Raw genomic sequence first — 15,060 nt, forward strand, 5'->3', positions numbered from 1 at the left:
CTCAGAATCAGCCAGCGGCGCGCGGCGCCTCCGTTGAGGGTGGCGGCGGGGGCATGGACGGAGTGAGGGGGCCTTCACGCACTGTGCCTACTGGATGATGAGCGGGACTTCCGGCGAAGGGCCGTCCGACAGCGGGATCTGGTACCGCTGCGTCAGGTACGACGCGATCGTGTGGAACAGCGGCGCGGCGGAGTGCCCCACCGGCAGCGTCGTGTCCGGCGCGTCCAGCCGGATCCCGACCACGAACCGCGGGTGGTCGGCGGGCAGGATGCCGGCGAAGGTGATGTTGTAGAGGTGGTCGCTGTAGGCCTTCGTCCGCGGGTCGACCTGCTGGCCGGTGCCGGTCTTGCCGGAGATCTGGTAGCCCTCGACGGCCGCCGTCGGCGCGGTGCCCTTCTGCAGGCCCTTGCCGTTCTGCGCGACCGCGCGCATCATGTCGCGCACCGTCTTCGCCGTCTGCGGGCCGACGACCTGGACCTGCTTCGGCGCGGGCTCCGGCACGGTCGTCCCGTCCGGGTTCACCTTCGCCTTGACGATCCGGGGTTCGACGCGCAGGCCGTCGTTCGCGATCGCCTGGTACATCCCGGCCATCTGCAGCACGGTCATCGACAGGCCCTGCCCGATCGGCAGGTTGCCGAACGTCGTCGCCGACCACTGGCTGCGCGCCGGCACGACCCCCGCGCTCTCGCCGGGCAGGCCGACGCCGGTGCGCTGGCCGAGGCCGAACTTCTTGAGCAGGTCCGAGTAGCGCTCCTCGCCGATCTTCTGCGCCAGCAGCAGCGTCCCGATGTTGGACGACTTGGCGAAGATCCCGGCGGTGGTGAACGTCTGCGTGCCGTGCGTCCAGGCGTCGTGCACGGTCTTGTCGGCCACCTGCAGCGCGCCGGGCACCTGGATCGTCGACTCCGGCGTCGCGATGCCGTAGTCGATCGCCCCGGTGGCGGTGACGACCTTGTTGACCGACCCCGGTTCGAACGGCGTGGTGACCGCCGGGTTGTTGAGGTCGTCGGGGGTCCACGTGCTCTGGTCGTTCGGGTCGAACGTCGTGTCGTTGGCCAGGGCGTAGACCTCGCCGGTCTTGGCGTCGAGGACGACCGCCTGCCCGCCCTTGGCGTGCGACTGCTGGACGTAGTCCGAAAGCTGCCGCTGCACCTCGTACTGCAGGTCGGAGTCGATGGTCAGCTCGAGGTCCGACCCCGGCACGGCGGCCTGCAGGTCGCGCTCGGTGCCCGGGATGACGACGTTGTCGCTGCCGTTCTTCGTGTTGACGAGCATCCGGCCCGGCGTGCCCGCCAGGTCGTTGTCGCGCACGAGTTCCAGCCCGACCAGGCCGTGCAGGTTGTGCTTGGACACGTCCGGGTCGTCGGAGCGCCAGTTCGCGGCGCCGACGATGTTGGAGGCCAGGCTGCCGCCCGGGTATTCGCGCAGCGCCCGCTTTTCCACGCCGATCCACGGGAAGTTCTTGACGATGTCGGCGGCGACCGACGGCTCGACGTTGTGTTCCAGGTAGGTGAACGACGCCTGCTTGTGGAACAGGTCGAGCAGCTGCTGCTCGGTGAGCTGGTTCGGCACCTTGGCCGCGATGTACTTCGCGGCCGCCGCGGTCTCGCTGTCGAACGTCTTCTTCGTGCCGGGGTTCTTCGCGGCGAAGTCGGTCATGCTCTTGTGGAACGCCTTGAGGTTCACCGACAGCGAGCGCACCTCGACGCTGAACGCCAGCTTGGCGCCGTTGCGGTCCACAATGGACCCGCGCTGGGCCGGGATGTCGATGGTCTGGGTGCGCTGCCGCTCGGCCGCGGCCGACAGCGCCGCGGCGTCGAACCACTGCACCTGCACCAGTTTCACGCCCGCGACGAGCAGCACGGCGACCAGGATCAGGCGCACGGCGGAGAACCGGCCGCGGTGGCCGCCGTTGCCCCGCCGCGCGGCGGCGCTGCGCGTCCCGGCCGCGTACGTCCGCCGCGCGCTGCCCCGGCCGCGGGCCTGGCCCCGGCCGGAAGCCATCACTGGCCGGCTCCCGGCTGCGCCGGCGGCTGCTCGTCGGCGGGCACGGCGGGCTGGTCGCCCTCGATCGGCGCGCCCTGCTGCGACTGCGTGCCCGCGGCGGGCGCGGCGGGCGGCGCGACCGGCGCCGCCGGCGTGTCCGCCTTGGCCTTCTTGGGCTCGCCGACGAGCGAGGTCTTCCCGTCCGGGCCGACGACGATGCGCGCCGGGTCGCCGCCCGGCACCATGCCCAGCTGCTGGGCCGCGGGGGCCAGCGACGCGGGCGACTCGGCCTTCGCGACGTCGCGCTGCAGCTGCTCCTTCGTCTCGGCCAGGCTCGCGTTGGTCGTGCGCAGCTGCTCGAGCCGGTAGGAGTCGGCGATCGCCTGCGTGGTCAGCCACAGCGTGGTCGCCACGCCGGCGGCCAGCAGCGCCATCATCATCAGCACGAACGACGCGCGCGACTTCGGCAGGCGCAGCTTGAACTTCGGCTTCGGCGCACCGGGCTCGGCCTTCGGCTGCGGGCGCGGCTCGCGCTCCTTGAGCAGGTCGGCCCGCTGGGCGCGGCGCGCGTAGGCGCGCTCGGCCGCGGAGGTGCGGCCCCGCGACGCGCGGCGCGGCGCGGCCTTGCCCGGCTGGGCGGTCCGCGGGTCCGGCTCGACGGTGGTCGAGGTGCGGGCGGCCTCGCTGCGGCCCCGCGTCGCCGGCGCGGCCGGGCGACGGGACTTCGCGGGAGCGGTCATCGCGGCTCTCCGATCCTCTCTGCGGCCCGCAGCCGCACCGAGGCGGCGCGCGGGTTCCGTTCGATCTCCTCTTCGCCGGCCTTTTCGGCGCCCCGGGTCAGGAGCTTCAGCTCCGGTCCGTGTCCCGGCAGTTCGACCGGGAGCCCCTCCGGGGTGCGGGACTTCGCGAGCTCGCCCAGCGCCTGCTTGACGAGCCGGTCCTCCAGGGACTGGTAGGACTCGACGACGATCCGGCCGCCGACCCGCAGCGCGCCCAGCGCCGCCGGCATGGCCCGGCGCAGCACCTCCAGCTCGCCGTTGACCTCGATCCGCAGTGCCTGGAAGGTGCGCTTGGCCGGGTGCCCGCCGGTGCGGCGGGTGGCGGCCGGGACGGCGTCGTAGAGCAGTTCGACCAGGCGCCCGCTGGTGGTGAACGGCTCCTGTTCGCGGGCTTTCACGACGGCCTTGACGATGCGCTGCGCGAAGCGTTCTTCGCCGTAGTCGCGCAGGATGCGGATCAGCTCGCCGGGCGCGTAGGTGTTGAGCACGTCGGCGGCGGTGAACCCGGTGGTCGGGTCCATCCGCATGTCCAGCGGCGAGTCCTTGGCGTAGGCGAACCCGCGCTCGGCGCGGTCCAGCTGCATCGACGAGACGCCGAGGTCGAACAGGATGCCGTCGGCCTTGTGGATGCCCAGGCCGGCGAGTGCTTCCGGGAGCCCGTCGTAGACGGTGTGCACGAAGTCGACGCGCTCGCCGTGTCGAGCGAGGCGTTCGGCGGACTTCTCGAGGGCGGCGGGGTCGCGGTCCAGGGCGACGAGCCGCAGCCGCGGGAAGGCGTCGAGGAGGGCGTCGGAATGCCCGCCGAGGCCGACGGTCGCGTCCACGAGGACGCCGTCGCGGTCGGCGAACACGGGAGTGAACAGCTCGACGATACGGTCGAGCAGCACCGGGACGTGCTCGGGTGCCGTCATGTTCCCTCCCCCCTTTCTCGCCTGGGCGGCCCGGGGGAAATATGGCGGATGCCGTCAGGTCCCTGTCCGCCCGCTGCCGACCTGGTACCGGGGAAGGTGCACCAGGGCTGTTGAGCGGACAGAGGCCTCACGGCATCCGGGTGGGCTTCCCCCGTGGCGCGGGCGGCGAACCCCTCGTCCCCCGACGACGACGGTGCACCGCGTCCGCGCGCCTAGAAGACGCCCGGCAGTACTTCCTCTCGAGCCTTCGCGTAGCTGTCTTCGTGTTCCTCCAGGTAGCCCTGCCACGCTTGGGCGTCCCAGATCTCCAGCCTGGTGATCGCCCCGATCACCACGCACTCCTTGCTGAGCCCCGCGTAGCGGCGGAGCTCGGGCGCGATGGTGATGCGCCCCTGGCCGTCCGGCCGTTGCTCGTCCGTGCCCGCGAACAGGTAGCGCTGGTAGGCCCGAACCGCCTCGTTGGTGAACGGGGCCTCGGCGACCTTGCGCGCCATCTGCTCGAACTCGGCGCGGGGGAAGACGAAGAGGCAGTGGTCCTGCCCCTTGGTAAGCATCAGCCCACCCGCCAAGGCGTCACGGAACTTCGCGGGCAGCGCGAGCCGCCCCTTGTCGTCCAGCTTCGGGGTGTGGGTGCCGAGGAACACGGCCTCCACCTCCCTACCGACCTGGGTGGCGAACCACCTCGGACGGCCACGGGGCTCCCTTCCGCCCCACTGGCCACCACCGTACCCCACTTTTCACCACAGTCAACGCGGGAAACCGGCGGCTCACTCCGTCGTGTGGTCCGTTTGCGCAGGTCAGCAGGGTGGGGGCCGGTGGGGGGTGGGGTGGGGGACCGTGGCCAAGATCCCCCGTGCCGGGGGCCGGAGCAACCTCAGCTGTTCCCCGTGCGTCCGCATAACGGCCGCGAAAGAACCCAGGGGCCCGGTTGTGGGGGCAAGTGGGGGCCCGGGGTGGGGCCCGGGGTGGGGCCCGGTGGGGACCCCGGGTGGGGCCGGTGGGGCCCGGTGGGAGCCGTGGGGTGATCGAAGCGGTAGCGGACGCGCGGCAGCGGCCGGCGCGAGCCGACCCGCAGCCGCACGCATCACCGATGCAAGCCATCCGCCGCAAGCCCGCGGCGGCCGGCCCGCGTCAATCCTCCGGGGTCACCAAAGCCGCGATGCGCGAAGCCAGCCGGGCGCTGTCGACCGGGCTCACGGTCACCCACTCCTGCCCACCGCGCCCCGGCGTCTTGGTCGCGCAGTACGCGCCCACGTCGGTGTCGAACCACGTCAACCCGCCCACCCGGACGACCCGTCCCGACGCCTCGCGCCGGCTCACGCTGAACTGTCCCGCCGCGTAAACCGGCCGCGCCTGGATCGCCAGCACCTCCTGCATCTGGGCGGACGCCGCCCCCGAAGCGGCCGACGGGTCCGCCAGCGCCGACGCCGACAGGTTGATGCCGTACCCCGGCCCGGCCGTCAGCTCCGGCAGGACGTCCACGATCGCCGTGCACAGCTCGCCCGGACCGATCGAATCCAGCGCGATCGTCTGCTCCGGCTGGGTCGCCAGCACGCCCCGGCGCCCGCGGACCGCCGTCACCGCGCGAAACGGCGAGGACGCCGTCATGTCCGCCAGCGCTTCGCACGCCACATACACGTCGCCGCCCGCGAGGACGTCCAGCCGCGCCGCCAGCGCCGGCTCGAGCCGCGAACCGTCGTACAGGCCGCGGCCGGCGAGGTTCTCGTACACCGCCTTCCGCACCTCGGCGCGCTCCTCGTCCGTCCCGCCGACGCTGCGCACCGTCAGCGGCTCCGGCGGGCGGTCGTGGCCCAGGTCGGTCCAGAGGATGTCGAACGCCGACGCGGAAACGCGGATCAAGCCGGCCCCAGCGTCGGCGGAGCCTCGAAGTCCGCGGCCGGCACGTGGCCGCGCAACGCCGCGTCGCGGGTGCGCATGACGTCGATCGCTTTCTGCCGCGCCGCTTCCGCCTCGGCGCGGCGGGCCGCCATCTCGTCGGCCAGCCCGGCCAGGACGAGCACGTTCCCGGACGACGCCGCGTCCCGGATCATCGACGCCGGGTCGTACACCACCGGCGGCGGCATGTCGGCGCGGGCCCGCGCGGCGGCGTCCGCCTGCGCGCCGACCGCGCTGCCCACCGACGCCGAGACCGCGGCCGAGTGCGAAAGCCACCGCGCGGCGCGGGCCAGCGCCGCCCGTGCCGCGTCTCCCGCCTGGCCGCGCCAATTCTCCTCCGACGACGAGACCAGCGCGGCGAGGTCGGCGGTCGACTCGTGCAGCTTCTTCGCCAGCCCGTCCCAGCGCGCGCCCGCCTCGCCCGCGGCGACCGGGTCGTTGTCCCGCTCGACCTCCGCGGCCATGGCCTCGTGGCTGTAGGACTCGTACCGCGCGGTGGGAACGGGGGGTTCGGGCACGGCGCACCTCTCTCAGGGCAGCTTCGGTTCGACCAGCCCGGCCACCGTGCCCGCGCGCCGGCACGCGAGCGGGGTGTCCGAGAAGCCGGTGTTGCTGACGTCGATCTGGACGCTGGCCGCGTCGCCGACGCCGAGCAGCACCGCGCAGGTGCCGTCGGCGGCCTTCTTGTCCGCCACCTGCAGCGCCGGGTGGGCGCCGACCTTGGTCTTCGTGGCCGTCTTCTTCGCGACTTCGAGATCGGCCAGTCCGTCGGTGTCGCTGAGGGTCACCGTGACGCCGAAGGTGCCCGGCACGCTCCAGTCGCACGCGCGGGCGCCGGCGATGTCCTTGGGCTTGCCGAGGACGCCGATCCCCGCGGCCGACCGGTCCTGCGGGGTGAGCAGCGCGCACGGGTCCATCGCGGCGAGGCCGGTCCAGGCCACGGGCGGGGGCGCGGCCGTCGCGGAGGCCCGCGCCGAGGTGTGCCCGGCGGTGGCGGGCTGGGCGGGGTGCTGCCCGCACGAGGCGAGCAGAAGAGCCAGGGCAGGCACGAGCCACCGGCCGTGCCGCGCCGTCGGCCACCGACCGTGCCGCGCCGTCGGCCACCGACCGTGCCGCGCCGTCGGCCACCGGCCGCGCCGGGCCGCGAGCCGTCCGGCTTTCCGTTCCGCGCGCACCCGGTCAGCCACCCGTGCAGTCCACTCCGTCCGCCGCCTGCTCGTCGGCGTGCTGGTACTTCGCCAGCGCCTGGCCGATCCGGTGCTTCAGCGTCTCGAGCTCCTTGCCGAACGCGGTCAGCTGCTGGACGGCCGAGCCCTTCCCGCCGATGCCGTATTCGGCCATGAACTTGCCGATCTCGCCCGCGTACCCGCCGCCGAGCGGCACCGTCCGGCCGAGGACCTTGGCCTCGCGGACCATCTCGCCGACGAGGTCCTGCAGCGCGCCGAGCTTCGCGTACGCGTCCGTGGCCAGCTCGGGCGCGACCGCGAACCCGCGGACGTCGTACGTCTGCCCCCGCACCTCGCTCATGAGCGGTTACGCCTCTCCGTAGCCGGGCGAACTCGTATCGGAGCATAGAACAGTGCGAGGTGTCAGCGGGAGCGCCCAGAATCGGGTGACAACACACCCGTTCGGGGTATCGTCCGTGCTTGCGCAGTGTCATCGACCGACGTGCCGGGCGTGCTCCCCGGGGCTTCCCGGGGTTCCGGCCCCAGGTTCGCCCGGGTTTGACACACTGGATGGAAGGCTGGTCGCTGCGCGCGGACAGCAGCGATGGGGGCCGTTCGGCCCGGCGGTGCGCACAGTGCGCGCGGCCATGCGCCACCAGGAGGTCGAGTGACGTCGAGAATCCAGTCTGCGGCGCCCGGATCGGGCGAGCAGGCATCCGGGCGGCCGCCTTACCCGGCGGAGTCCACGGGCAACGGCCGGGCGCACGGCCGCCCGGCCAGAGTGTCGCTGGACGAACTGCACGAAACCGCGCGGCGGATCGCCGCCAACGTCGAACGGGTCCTGGTCGGCAAGCCCGACGTCATCCGGATCGCGCTGGTCACCCTGCTCGCGGAAGGCCACCTCCTGGTCGAGGACGTGCCCGGCGTCGGGAAGACGTCGCTGGCCAAGGCCCTCGCCCGGTCGATCGACTGCACGGTCAGCCGCATCCAGTTCACCCCGGACCTGCTGCCCAGCGACGTCACCGGCGTCTCCATCTACAACCGCCAGTCCGGCGAGTTCGACTTCCGCCCCGGCCCGGTGTTCGCGAACATCGTGGTGGGCGACGAGATCAACCGCGCTTCGCCGAAGACGCAGTCGGCGCTGCTGGAGTGCATGGAAGAGCACCAGGTCACCGTCGACACCTCGACGTACCGGCTCGAGCAGCCGTTCATGGTGATCGCCACGCAGAACCCGATCGAGATGGAGGGCACCTACGCCCTCCCGGAGGCCCAGCGCGACCGGTTCACCGCGCGCGTCTCCATCGGCTACCCCGACCAGCAGGCCGAGCTGGCCATGGTCGACGAGCACGCCGGCCACAACCCCCTCGAAGAGCTGCAGCCGGTGTCCGACGGCCAGACCGTGCACCGCCTGATCGAGACCGTCCGCGGCGTGCACATCGCCCCGGAGGTCCGCCGGTACGCCGTCGACCTCGTCGCGGCCACCCGCCAGGTCCCCGAGATCCGGCTCGGCGCGTCCCCGCGCGCGACGCTGCACCTCGTCCGCGCGGCGCGGGCGCAGGCGGCGCTGTCCGGGCGCGACTACGTCGTGCCGGACGACCTGCACACGGTCGCGGTGCCGGTGCTCGCGCACCGCCTGGTGCTGACCACCGAGGCCCACGCGGCGCGCCGGTCGGCGACCGACGTCGTGCGGGCGGTGCTGCACCGGGTGCCGGTGCCGCAGGGCTCCCGGCCCCAGTAAGCACCGGCGAAGGGGAGACAACGACGTGCTGCGTGCCCTGTCCGGCCTGACCACCCGCGGCCGCTGCCTGCTGGCCGCGGGGCTGGCGGCCGCGGTGTGCTCGTTCGTGCTCAACGAACGCGACCTGCTGCGGGTCGCCGTCTTCGTGGTGGCGCTGCCGCTGCTGGTCGCGGTGTTCATCTCGGCGACCCGGCTGCGCATCGGCGCCACCCGCGCGCTGCACCCGCAGCGCGTCGCGGTCGGCGGCGCCGGCGAGGTGCAGCTGGAGCTGTGGCGCAGCGGACGGCTGCCGGCCGGCGAGATCCTCCTGGAGGACGGCGTGCCGTACGCGCTGGGTTCGCGGCCGCGGTTCGTCGTCGAACGGCTCCCCCACGACCGGAAGGTCGCCCTGCGCTACCCGCTGCAGCCGGTGCTGCGCGGGATCCAGCAGGTCGGGCCGCTGCGCGCGACCATCACCGACCCGTTCGGGCTGTGCGAGTTCGAGCGCGAGCTGATCGGGCACTCGCGGCTGGTCGTCGTGCCCCGGGTGGTCCCGCTGTGGGGCCTGCCGAGCGGCGCGGGCATCGGCGTCGGCGACGACGGCACGGTCCGGCTGCACGCCGGCCAGGGCGAGGCCGACGTGATCGTCCGCCAGTACCGCCAGGGCGACGACCTGCGCAAGGTCCACTGGCGCTCGACGGCCCGCCGCGACGAGATCATGGTCCGCGTCGAGGAACGGCCCTGGCGCGGCGGCACGACGGTGCTGCTCGACCACCGCGCGGCCGCCCACCACGGCAGCGGCCCGGCCGCGAGCCTGGAGTGGGCGGTGTCGTTCGCGGCGTCGGCGGCGCTGCACCTGCGCCGGTCCGGGCACCGCGTCCGGCTGGTGAGCGAGCACGGCGCGACGCTCGCGGACACCCCGGGCGAGGGCGGCGACCACTACGACAACGTGGTGCTCGACGCGCTGGCGGCGCTGCAGCCGGCGCACCAGCGGGACATCACGCTGGCCGGCGACCCCGGCGAGGGGCAGGAGCTGATCGCCGTGCTGGGCACGGTGAGCACGGAAGCGGTGCACGAGCTGGCCCAGTACCGCCCGCGCGGGATCCGGAGCCTGGCGGTGCTGCTCGACACGCCGACGTGGTCGGCGGGGGTGAGCGCCCCGGAGCAACGCGCGGCGGCGACGGAGGATTCGGCGGCACTGCTGCGCGCGGCCGGCTGGGGCGTGGTGATCGCGGGACCGGGCTCGCCGATGCCGCAGGTGTGGGCGGAGCTGTGCCGCAGCGGCGCCCGCCGCGGCACGCTGATCGGCGGTCCCCGATGAGCACACCCGTACAGCGGCGCCCGCCTCGCACCCCGCTCACCAAGCCACGGTCCACGATGAGCACAGCCGCACAGCCGCACCCGCGTTGCCACAGCGGCCTGCTCACCAAGCCACGGTCCGCGACGAGCGCCATCGAGCCGGCCGCCCGGCGCGGCCCGGCCAGTCCCTGCTCCCCGATCGGCGGTTCGCGATGAGCACCACCGCCCCGCCTCGGCCGTCCGGTTCCGCCGCGACCCCGTCCCGGCGGCCCGCTTCCCAGCACCCCCTCTCCGCCTGGCGCGGGAGCCTGCTCGCGCCCGCCGCCGCCGGGATCGCCACCCTCTGCGCCGCCACCTCCGTCACCAGCGTCGTCTCGGGCCTCGCCTGGTTCGGCTACCTCTTCGTCGCCGTGCTGCTGATCGCCGCCACCGGGCTCGCGCTGCGCTCGCTGCAGGTCCCCACCGTGCTCGTCGGTCTCGGCCAGCTCGTCGTCCTGCTCTTCCTCATCACCGGCGCCTTCACCACCCACGGGATCCTGCAGGTCATCCCCGGCCCCGAAGCGTTCGGCGAGATCGGCACCACGCTGTCCGCCGCCGCCGAGCAGATCCGCGTCGGCCTGCCACCGGTCGAAGGCAGCCAGCCGATCCTCTGCCTCGTGACGATCCTGATCGGCCTGGTCGCCGTCCTGGTCGACACGCTGACCGTCGCCGCCGCGGCGCCCGCCGCCACCGGGCTCGTCCTGCTCTGCGTCTACGCCGTGCCGGCCGCGCTCTCCGAAGAAATGCTGCCGTGGTGGACGTTCCTGCTCGGCGGGGCCGCGTTCGCCGGCCTGCTCGCGGTCGACGGGAACCACCGCCACCGGCGCTGGCGCACCCGCGAAGCGCCCGGGCGCAGCGGCAAGCCGGGCGTGCTGTCGGCGCCCGTCGCGGTCGTGGCCGCGGCGATCGTGCTCGGCCTGTTCGGCGGCGCGATCACGTGGGTCGGCACGGTCGGGCGGATCCCGTTCGGCAACGGCGGCGACGGCCCCGGCGCCGGCTCCGGTGGCTTCGGCATCCAGCCGTTCACCGAGCTGCGCGGCATGCTCGACCAGGGCACCAACCGCGAGCTGTTCAAGGTCCGCGGCCTCGGCACCGACCGGCGGCTGCTGCGCGCGATGACGCTGGACACCTACTACCCCAACAAGGGCTGGGGCCTGCACGACGAAGGCCGTTCGCAGCAGGGTGTCCCGGTCGGGCCGCAGCTGCCGCCCGCACCGGGCGACGACGGCACCGGCGCCGCGCGCCGCATCGACGTCGAACCGGCGAGCTGGCGCGACAACTGGCTGCCGGTGTACGGCGCGCCGCGGGTGATCGACGGCGCCGCCAACGGCTACCTCTACGACCAGGTCAGCGGCACGGTCTTCACCACGCGCAGCGAAGTTCCGCCCGCCTACACCGAATACGCGTCGCTGAAGGAGCCCACCGCGCAGGAGCTGCGTGCGACACCCCGGGTCGACGACCTGCCGCCGCGCTACACGCAGCTCGACCGCGTCGACGACCGCGTCCGCGCGAAGACCGAGCAGCTCATCACCGGCGCGTCCAACGACTTCGACCGCGCGTCCGCGATCTGGCGGTACTTCACGGCGCAGAACGGGTTCGTCTACGACACGAAGACCGCGCCGGCGAACGACGCCGACGCGCTCGCCGACTTCATCCTCAACGGCAAGCGCGGCTTCTGCGAGCAGTTCGCGTCGGCGATGGCCGTGATGCTGCGGGTGGCGGGCATCCCGTCGCGGGTGGCCATCGGGTTCACGCCGGGCGTGCAGGTCAACGACTACCTGTCGATCACCACGCAGGACGCGCACGCGTGGGTCGAGGCGTACTTCGGCGGCAAGGGCTGGGTGACGTTCGACCCGACGCCGCTGTCCGACGGCCGCGGCATCACCCCGTCGTACCTGCAGGCCGGGACCCAGGACGGCAACCAGCCCGACGACACGCAGGTGGCGCCGAGCACGGTCCAGTCGAGCGCGGCGCCGACCGGCGCGCCCCGCGACACCGAGCAGAACCAGCAGGCGCAGGGCCCGCAGGCCACCGACGAGGGCACGCCGTTCTTCGTGTGGCTGCTGGTCCTGGTGCTGGTGGCGCTCGCTGTGCTGGCGACGGTCCTGGTGGTCGTCGGCGGACGCCGCAGCAGGCCGGACCGCGAAGCCGCGGCGACCGGGCTCGGCGCGGTGCTCAAGAACTGGCTGCCGCTGATCGCGGCGGCGTTGTGGGTGGCCGTGCTGGGCGTGCTGACCTGGCTGGTGGCCTGGTGGTTCAGCTTGATCGTGGTGCTGCTGCTGGCGGGCCTGCTGGGCCCGTCGGCGGCGCGTGACGTCGGACGCCGCCGCCGGCTGCAGGAGATCGTCGCGCAGCGCCCGGGCGCGGCGGACGCGGCGTGGTCGGAGCTGCGGGCGGAGTGCGCCGACCGCGGGCTGCCGATCCCGCCGAGTGACACGGTCCGCGTCGCGGGCCAGAAGCTGGCGGCGAAGCACCACCTAGACGACGAAGGCCGCGACGGTCTCCGCACGGTGATCGGCGTGGTCGAGAAGTCCTGGTACGGCGAGGACGGCGAGCCGGACCCGACGCTGCCCTCGGCGTTCGATCACCTGAGGCGGAGCCTGCACCGGAACGCGCCGCTGTCCTGGAAGGGCCGGCTGTTCCCGAAGTCCCTGTTCCGCGGCCGCGACTGACCCCGGCCGTCACCCGGCCGGGTGTCACCCGCTGTCACGGCGGGCGAGGCTCGGAACTTGAGCACACAAGAAGATCCGCGTCCCACACCGGGACGCGGATCTTGTGGTCTTGCGGCGCTACTGCTCCTCGAAGCGCTGGCGGAAGCGCTCTTCCATCCGCTGGGTGAACGAACTCCGGCGGCCCGATTGCCTGGCTCCGCGAGATCCCGATCCACCGCCCTTGCCATCCCCGTCGGCGCCGTGCCGAATCGATGTGACGGCCATCATGACCCCGAAGAACATCACGAGGAACCCGAGCACGCTGATCAGCGGGATGTCGGCCACCCGGAACTGCGGCACCACCACGCCCAGCACCAGCAGGGCCACGCCCACTACGAACAGGGCGATGCCCTGGATACGCCGTCGGCGAGCGGGGCGACGCAACCGGGTGCCACGCACCGTGGATGCGAACTTGGGGTCCTCGGCATAGAGCTCGCGCTCGATTTGATCGAGCAGCCGCTGCTCATGCTCGGAGAGTGGCATCTTTCCTCCTCCGGCACAGCTGTCGCGGGCGCCGGGCCGCGCAACGTCCTGGACCCAACAGCCAACCCCAGGCGGGGTGGCACTGTCCAGGATACGAGGCCCGCGCCCGGACGACTACCCGATCCCGCATCCAGAAGGGATCGAATTGGGCTAAATCCTTCCGGATCGGGGTTGCGGACGGTCACGGTCGCGGGTTGTTACCGGTTAACGCCTTGGACGGCAATGTGGGGGACGGTCGACGGGGTCGAAGATCACCCACTGTGTGCGGCGCGAGGTGGGATCGGTGTGACGCGAGGGGTGGCGACGCTGGGGATCGAAGTTGCGGGCCGGAGTCGCGGGACGGGCCGAGTCGCGGGCGGGCCGAAGTCGCGGGCCGGAGCCGCGGACGGGCCGAGTCGCGGGGCAGGCCGAAGTCGCGGGCCGGAGCCGCGGACGGGCCGAGTCGCGGGGCAGGCCGAAGTCGCGGGCCGGAGCCGCGGGCGGCGGCCGGAATCGTGGGCGGCGGGTGGATCGGTGCCGGGAAGGGCGCGCGTGGGGCCGGGCCTCGCTTGCCGACCGAGGCGAGCGCGGCAGAGCAGCCGGGCTCGCCGCTCGAGAGCCCGGCCGCAGGGCCGGCCGCTTCCCGGCTTCCGGCCTTCGGCCCCGCCCCCGGGCACCCGGCACCGGGCACCGGGCACTCTCACCCCTACCGTGGCCCAGCGAAGCCGGCCGCACGGCCGACCCCTGCCCGGCTTCCGGCCTTCGGCCGCAGGGCCGGCCCCCAGCCGCGGCTCCTGGCCTTGAACCCCAGCCCCAGCCATGTCCTAGCACTGCCCCCGGCCCCTGCCCCGGCCCCGGCCAATCTCACCCCTCCCGCGGCCCCAGCAGCGAAGCCGGCCGCACCGCTGCCGACCCGAACTTCGACCGTGCCACGTCCGCCGCCACCTCTGCGTCCCGCCAGCGCGGTGCCGGGGACTCGAACACCAGCTGCTCCCCCGCCTCCCCCGTGTCCAGCCCCTCGACCCGCACCCCGATCAACCGGACCGCTCCCGTCGGCGCGTGCTCCGTGAGCAACGACACCGCCACCGCGTGGATCTCGCGGGCCACGTCCGTTGCCGACACCAACGTCCGGGCCCGCGTGATCGTGCGGAAGTCCGCGAACCGCACCTTGATCGAAACCGTCCGGCCGCGGACCCCGCGCGCCCGCAACGTCGCCCCCACCCGCTCGGACAGCCGCAGCAGCTCCAGGCCCAGGGACTTCCGGTCGTGGCGGTCGACGTCGAACGTGTGCTCCGCGCCGATCGACTTCTCCGGGGAATCGACCACCACCGCACGCTCGTCGACGCCGTGCGCGAGCCGGTACAGGTGCTCGCCCACCGCCGCGCCCAGCGACTTCTTCAGCCTCTCCGGCGGGAACGCCGCCACGTCGGCGATCGTGTCCAGCCCCAGCCGGCGCAGGCTTTCCTCCGTTCGCGCGCCGACTCCCCACAGCGCCGACACCGGCAGCGGGTGCAGGAACGCCAGGGTCTCCGCCGCCGGCACCACCACCATGCCGTCCGGCTTCGCCATCCCCGACGCCAGCTTCGCCACGAACTTCACCTTCGCCACCCCGACCGAGCACGTGATCCCGTGCTCCTCGGCCACCCGCGCGCGGATCCACGCGCCGAGCGAAGCCGGCGTCGCGCCCAGGCGCCGCAGCGCTCCGCTGACGTCCAGGAACGCCTCGTCCAGGCTCAACGGCTCGACCAGCGGCGTCAGCTCGCGGAAGATCCCCATCACCCCGCGGGAGACCTCGCTGTAGAGCCCGCCGGTCGGCGGGATGTTGATCAGGTGCGGGCACAGCCGCTTCGCCGTCGAGAACGGCATCGCCGAGCGCACGCCGAACTTCCGCGCCGGGTAGTTGGCCGCCGCGACGACCGCGCGCGGGCCGCCGCCCGACACGACCACCGGCTTGTCCGCCAGCTCGGGCCGGGTGCGCAGCTCGACCGACACGAAGAACGCGTCCATGTCGACGTGCAGCATCCCGCAGCCGGTGTCGTCCGGCAGCGGCTCTCCGGGCCGGACCCGGAACCGGGCCATCCCACCCGGCAGTTC

Annotated in this window: 13 protein-coding genes; 3 read left to right on the forward strand and 10 right to left on the reverse strand. The window is 73.5% G+C overall.

Annotated elements, in window-relative coordinates; genetic code table 11:
* Positions 1–87: 87 nt before the first annotated feature.
* From AB0J40_RS29770 to AB0J40_RS29805, 8 genes are all read right to left on the reverse strand, one after another.
* Entirely contained in the window at positions 88–2,004 is a 1,917-nt protein-coding gene (locus tag AB0J40_RS29770) for a penicillin-binding protein 2 (RefSeq protein WP_364459128.1), read from the reverse strand.
* Positions 2,004–2,726 carry a hypothetical protein gene (locus AB0J40_RS29775; RefSeq protein ID WP_364459131.1) on the reverse strand — a complete coding sequence of 241 codons (723 nt, stop codon included), beginning with the start codon at positions 2,724–2,726 and terminating at the stop codon, positions 2,004–2,006. Before AB0J40_RS29775 ends, AB0J40_RS29770 begins: the two co-directional genes overlap by 1 nt.
* Complete coding sequence (rsmH, locus tag AB0J40_RS29780) at positions 2,723–3,676, reverse strand: 16S rRNA (cytosine(1402)-N(4))-methyltransferase RsmH (protein ID WP_364459134.1); 954 nt, start codon at positions 3,674–3,676, stop codon at positions 2,723–2,725. Before rsmH ends, AB0J40_RS29775 begins: the two co-directional genes overlap by 4 nt.
* A gap of 212 nt (positions 3,677–3,888) precedes the next feature.
* On the reverse strand, positions 3,889–4,320 hold the full coding sequence (gene mraZ / locus AB0J40_RS29785) for a division/cell wall cluster transcriptional repressor MraZ (RefSeq protein WP_014467434.1): 432 nt from the start codon (positions 4,318–4,320) through the stop codon (positions 3,889–3,891).
* 487 nt (positions 4,321–4,807) lie between these two features.
* Positions 4,808–5,536: an ESX secretion-associated protein EspG gene (locus AB0J40_RS29790; protein WP_364459137.1), complete on the reverse strand. Its 729-nt coding sequence runs from the start codon at positions 5,534–5,536 to the stop codon at positions 4,808–4,810.
* Positions 5,533–6,090, reverse strand: coding sequence for a PPE domain-containing protein (locus AB0J40_RS29795; RefSeq protein ID WP_364459140.1), 558 nt, complete (start codon positions 6,088–6,090; stop codon positions 5,533–5,535). The genes AB0J40_RS29790 and AB0J40_RS29795 overlap by 4 nt, the downstream gene beginning before the upstream one ends.
* Before the next feature lie 12 nt (positions 6,091–6,102).
* On the reverse strand, positions 6,103–6,621 hold the full coding sequence (locus tag AB0J40_RS29800) for a DUF3558 domain-containing protein (protein ID WP_364459240.1): 519 nt from the start codon (positions 6,619–6,621) through the stop codon (positions 6,103–6,105).
* A 130-nt stretch (positions 6,622–6,751) separates the two neighbouring features.
* Positions 6,752–7,099 (reverse strand): hypothetical protein, encoded by a 348-nt coding sequence (locus AB0J40_RS29805; RefSeq protein WP_364459143.1) that lies wholly within the window; start codon positions 7,097–7,099, stop codon positions 6,752–6,754.
* 306 nt (positions 7,100–7,405) lie between these two features.
* Between AB0J40_RS29805 and AB0J40_RS29810 the strand changes: the two genes are divergently transcribed.
* From AB0J40_RS29810 to AB0J40_RS29820, 3 genes are all read left to right on the forward strand, one after another.
* A complete protein-coding gene (locus tag AB0J40_RS29810; protein WP_364459146.1) occupies positions 7,406–8,476 on the forward strand; it encodes a MoxR family ATPase in 1,071 nt (356 codons plus the stop codon).
* Between the two features lie 25 nt (positions 8,477–8,501).
* Complete coding sequence (locus tag AB0J40_RS29815; RefSeq protein ID WP_364459149.1) at positions 8,502–9,776, forward strand: DUF58 domain-containing protein; 1,275 nt, start codon at positions 8,502–8,504, stop codon at positions 9,774–9,776.
* Positions 9,777–9,966: 190 nt separating this feature from the next.
* Positions 9,967–12,465 (forward strand): DUF3488 and transglutaminase-like domain-containing protein, encoded by a 2,499-nt coding sequence (locus AB0J40_RS29820; RefSeq protein WP_364459152.1) that lies wholly within the window; start codon positions 9,967–9,969, stop codon positions 12,463–12,465.
* Positions 12,466–12,582: 117 nt separating this feature from the next.
* Here AB0J40_RS29820 and AB0J40_RS29825 read toward each other — a convergent pair whose 3' ends face one another.
* Positions 12,583–12,987 carry a DUF3040 domain-containing protein gene (locus tag AB0J40_RS29825; RefSeq protein ID WP_364459155.1) on the reverse strand — a complete coding sequence of 135 codons (405 nt, stop codon included), beginning with the start codon at positions 12,985–12,987 and terminating at the stop codon, positions 12,583–12,585.
* A gap of 843 nt (positions 12,988–13,830) precedes the next feature.
* The gene (gene dinB / locus AB0J40_RS29830; protein ID WP_364459243.1) at positions 13,831–15,045 is read right to left on the reverse strand and encodes a DNA polymerase IV; all 1,215 of its coding nucleotides are present in this window, start codon (positions 15,043–15,045) and stop codon (positions 13,831–13,833) included.
* Positions 15,046–15,060: the final 15 nt, after the last annotated feature.

The sequence above is a fragment of the Amycolatopsis sp. NPDC049691 genome (assembly GCF_040675005.1).
Lineage (GTDB): Bacteria > Actinomycetota > Actinomycetes > Mycobacteriales > Pseudonocardiaceae > Amycolatopsis.

Coding starts and splice junctions, on each gene's coding strand:
- AB0J40_RS29825 (WP_364459155.1), bottom strand. CDS start 12,987: ATGCCACTCTCCGAGCATGAGCAGCGGCTGCTCGATCAAATCGAGCGC.
- AB0J40_RS29820 (WP_364459152.1), top strand. CDS start 9,967: ATGAGCACCACCGCCCCGCCTCGGCCGTCCGGTTCCGCCGCGACCCCG.
- AB0J40_RS29775 (WP_364459131.1), bottom strand. CDS start 2,726: ATGACCGCTCCCGCGAAGTCCCGTCGCCCGGCCGCGCCGGCGACGCGG.
- dinB (WP_364459243.1), bottom strand. CDS start 15,045: ATGGCCCGGTTCCGGGTCCGGCCCGGAGAGCCGCTGCCGGACGACACC.
- AB0J40_RS29770 (WP_364459128.1), bottom strand. CDS start 2,004: ATGGCTTCCGGCCGGGGCCAGGCCCGCGGCCGGGGCAGCGCGCGGCGG.
- AB0J40_RS29805 (WP_364459143.1), bottom strand. CDS start 7,099: ATGAGCGAGGTGCGGGGGCAGACGTACGACGTCCGCGGGTTCGCGGTC.
- rsmH (WP_364459134.1), bottom strand. CDS start 3,676: ATGACGGCACCCGAGCACGTCCCGGTGCTGCTCGACCGTATCGTCGAG.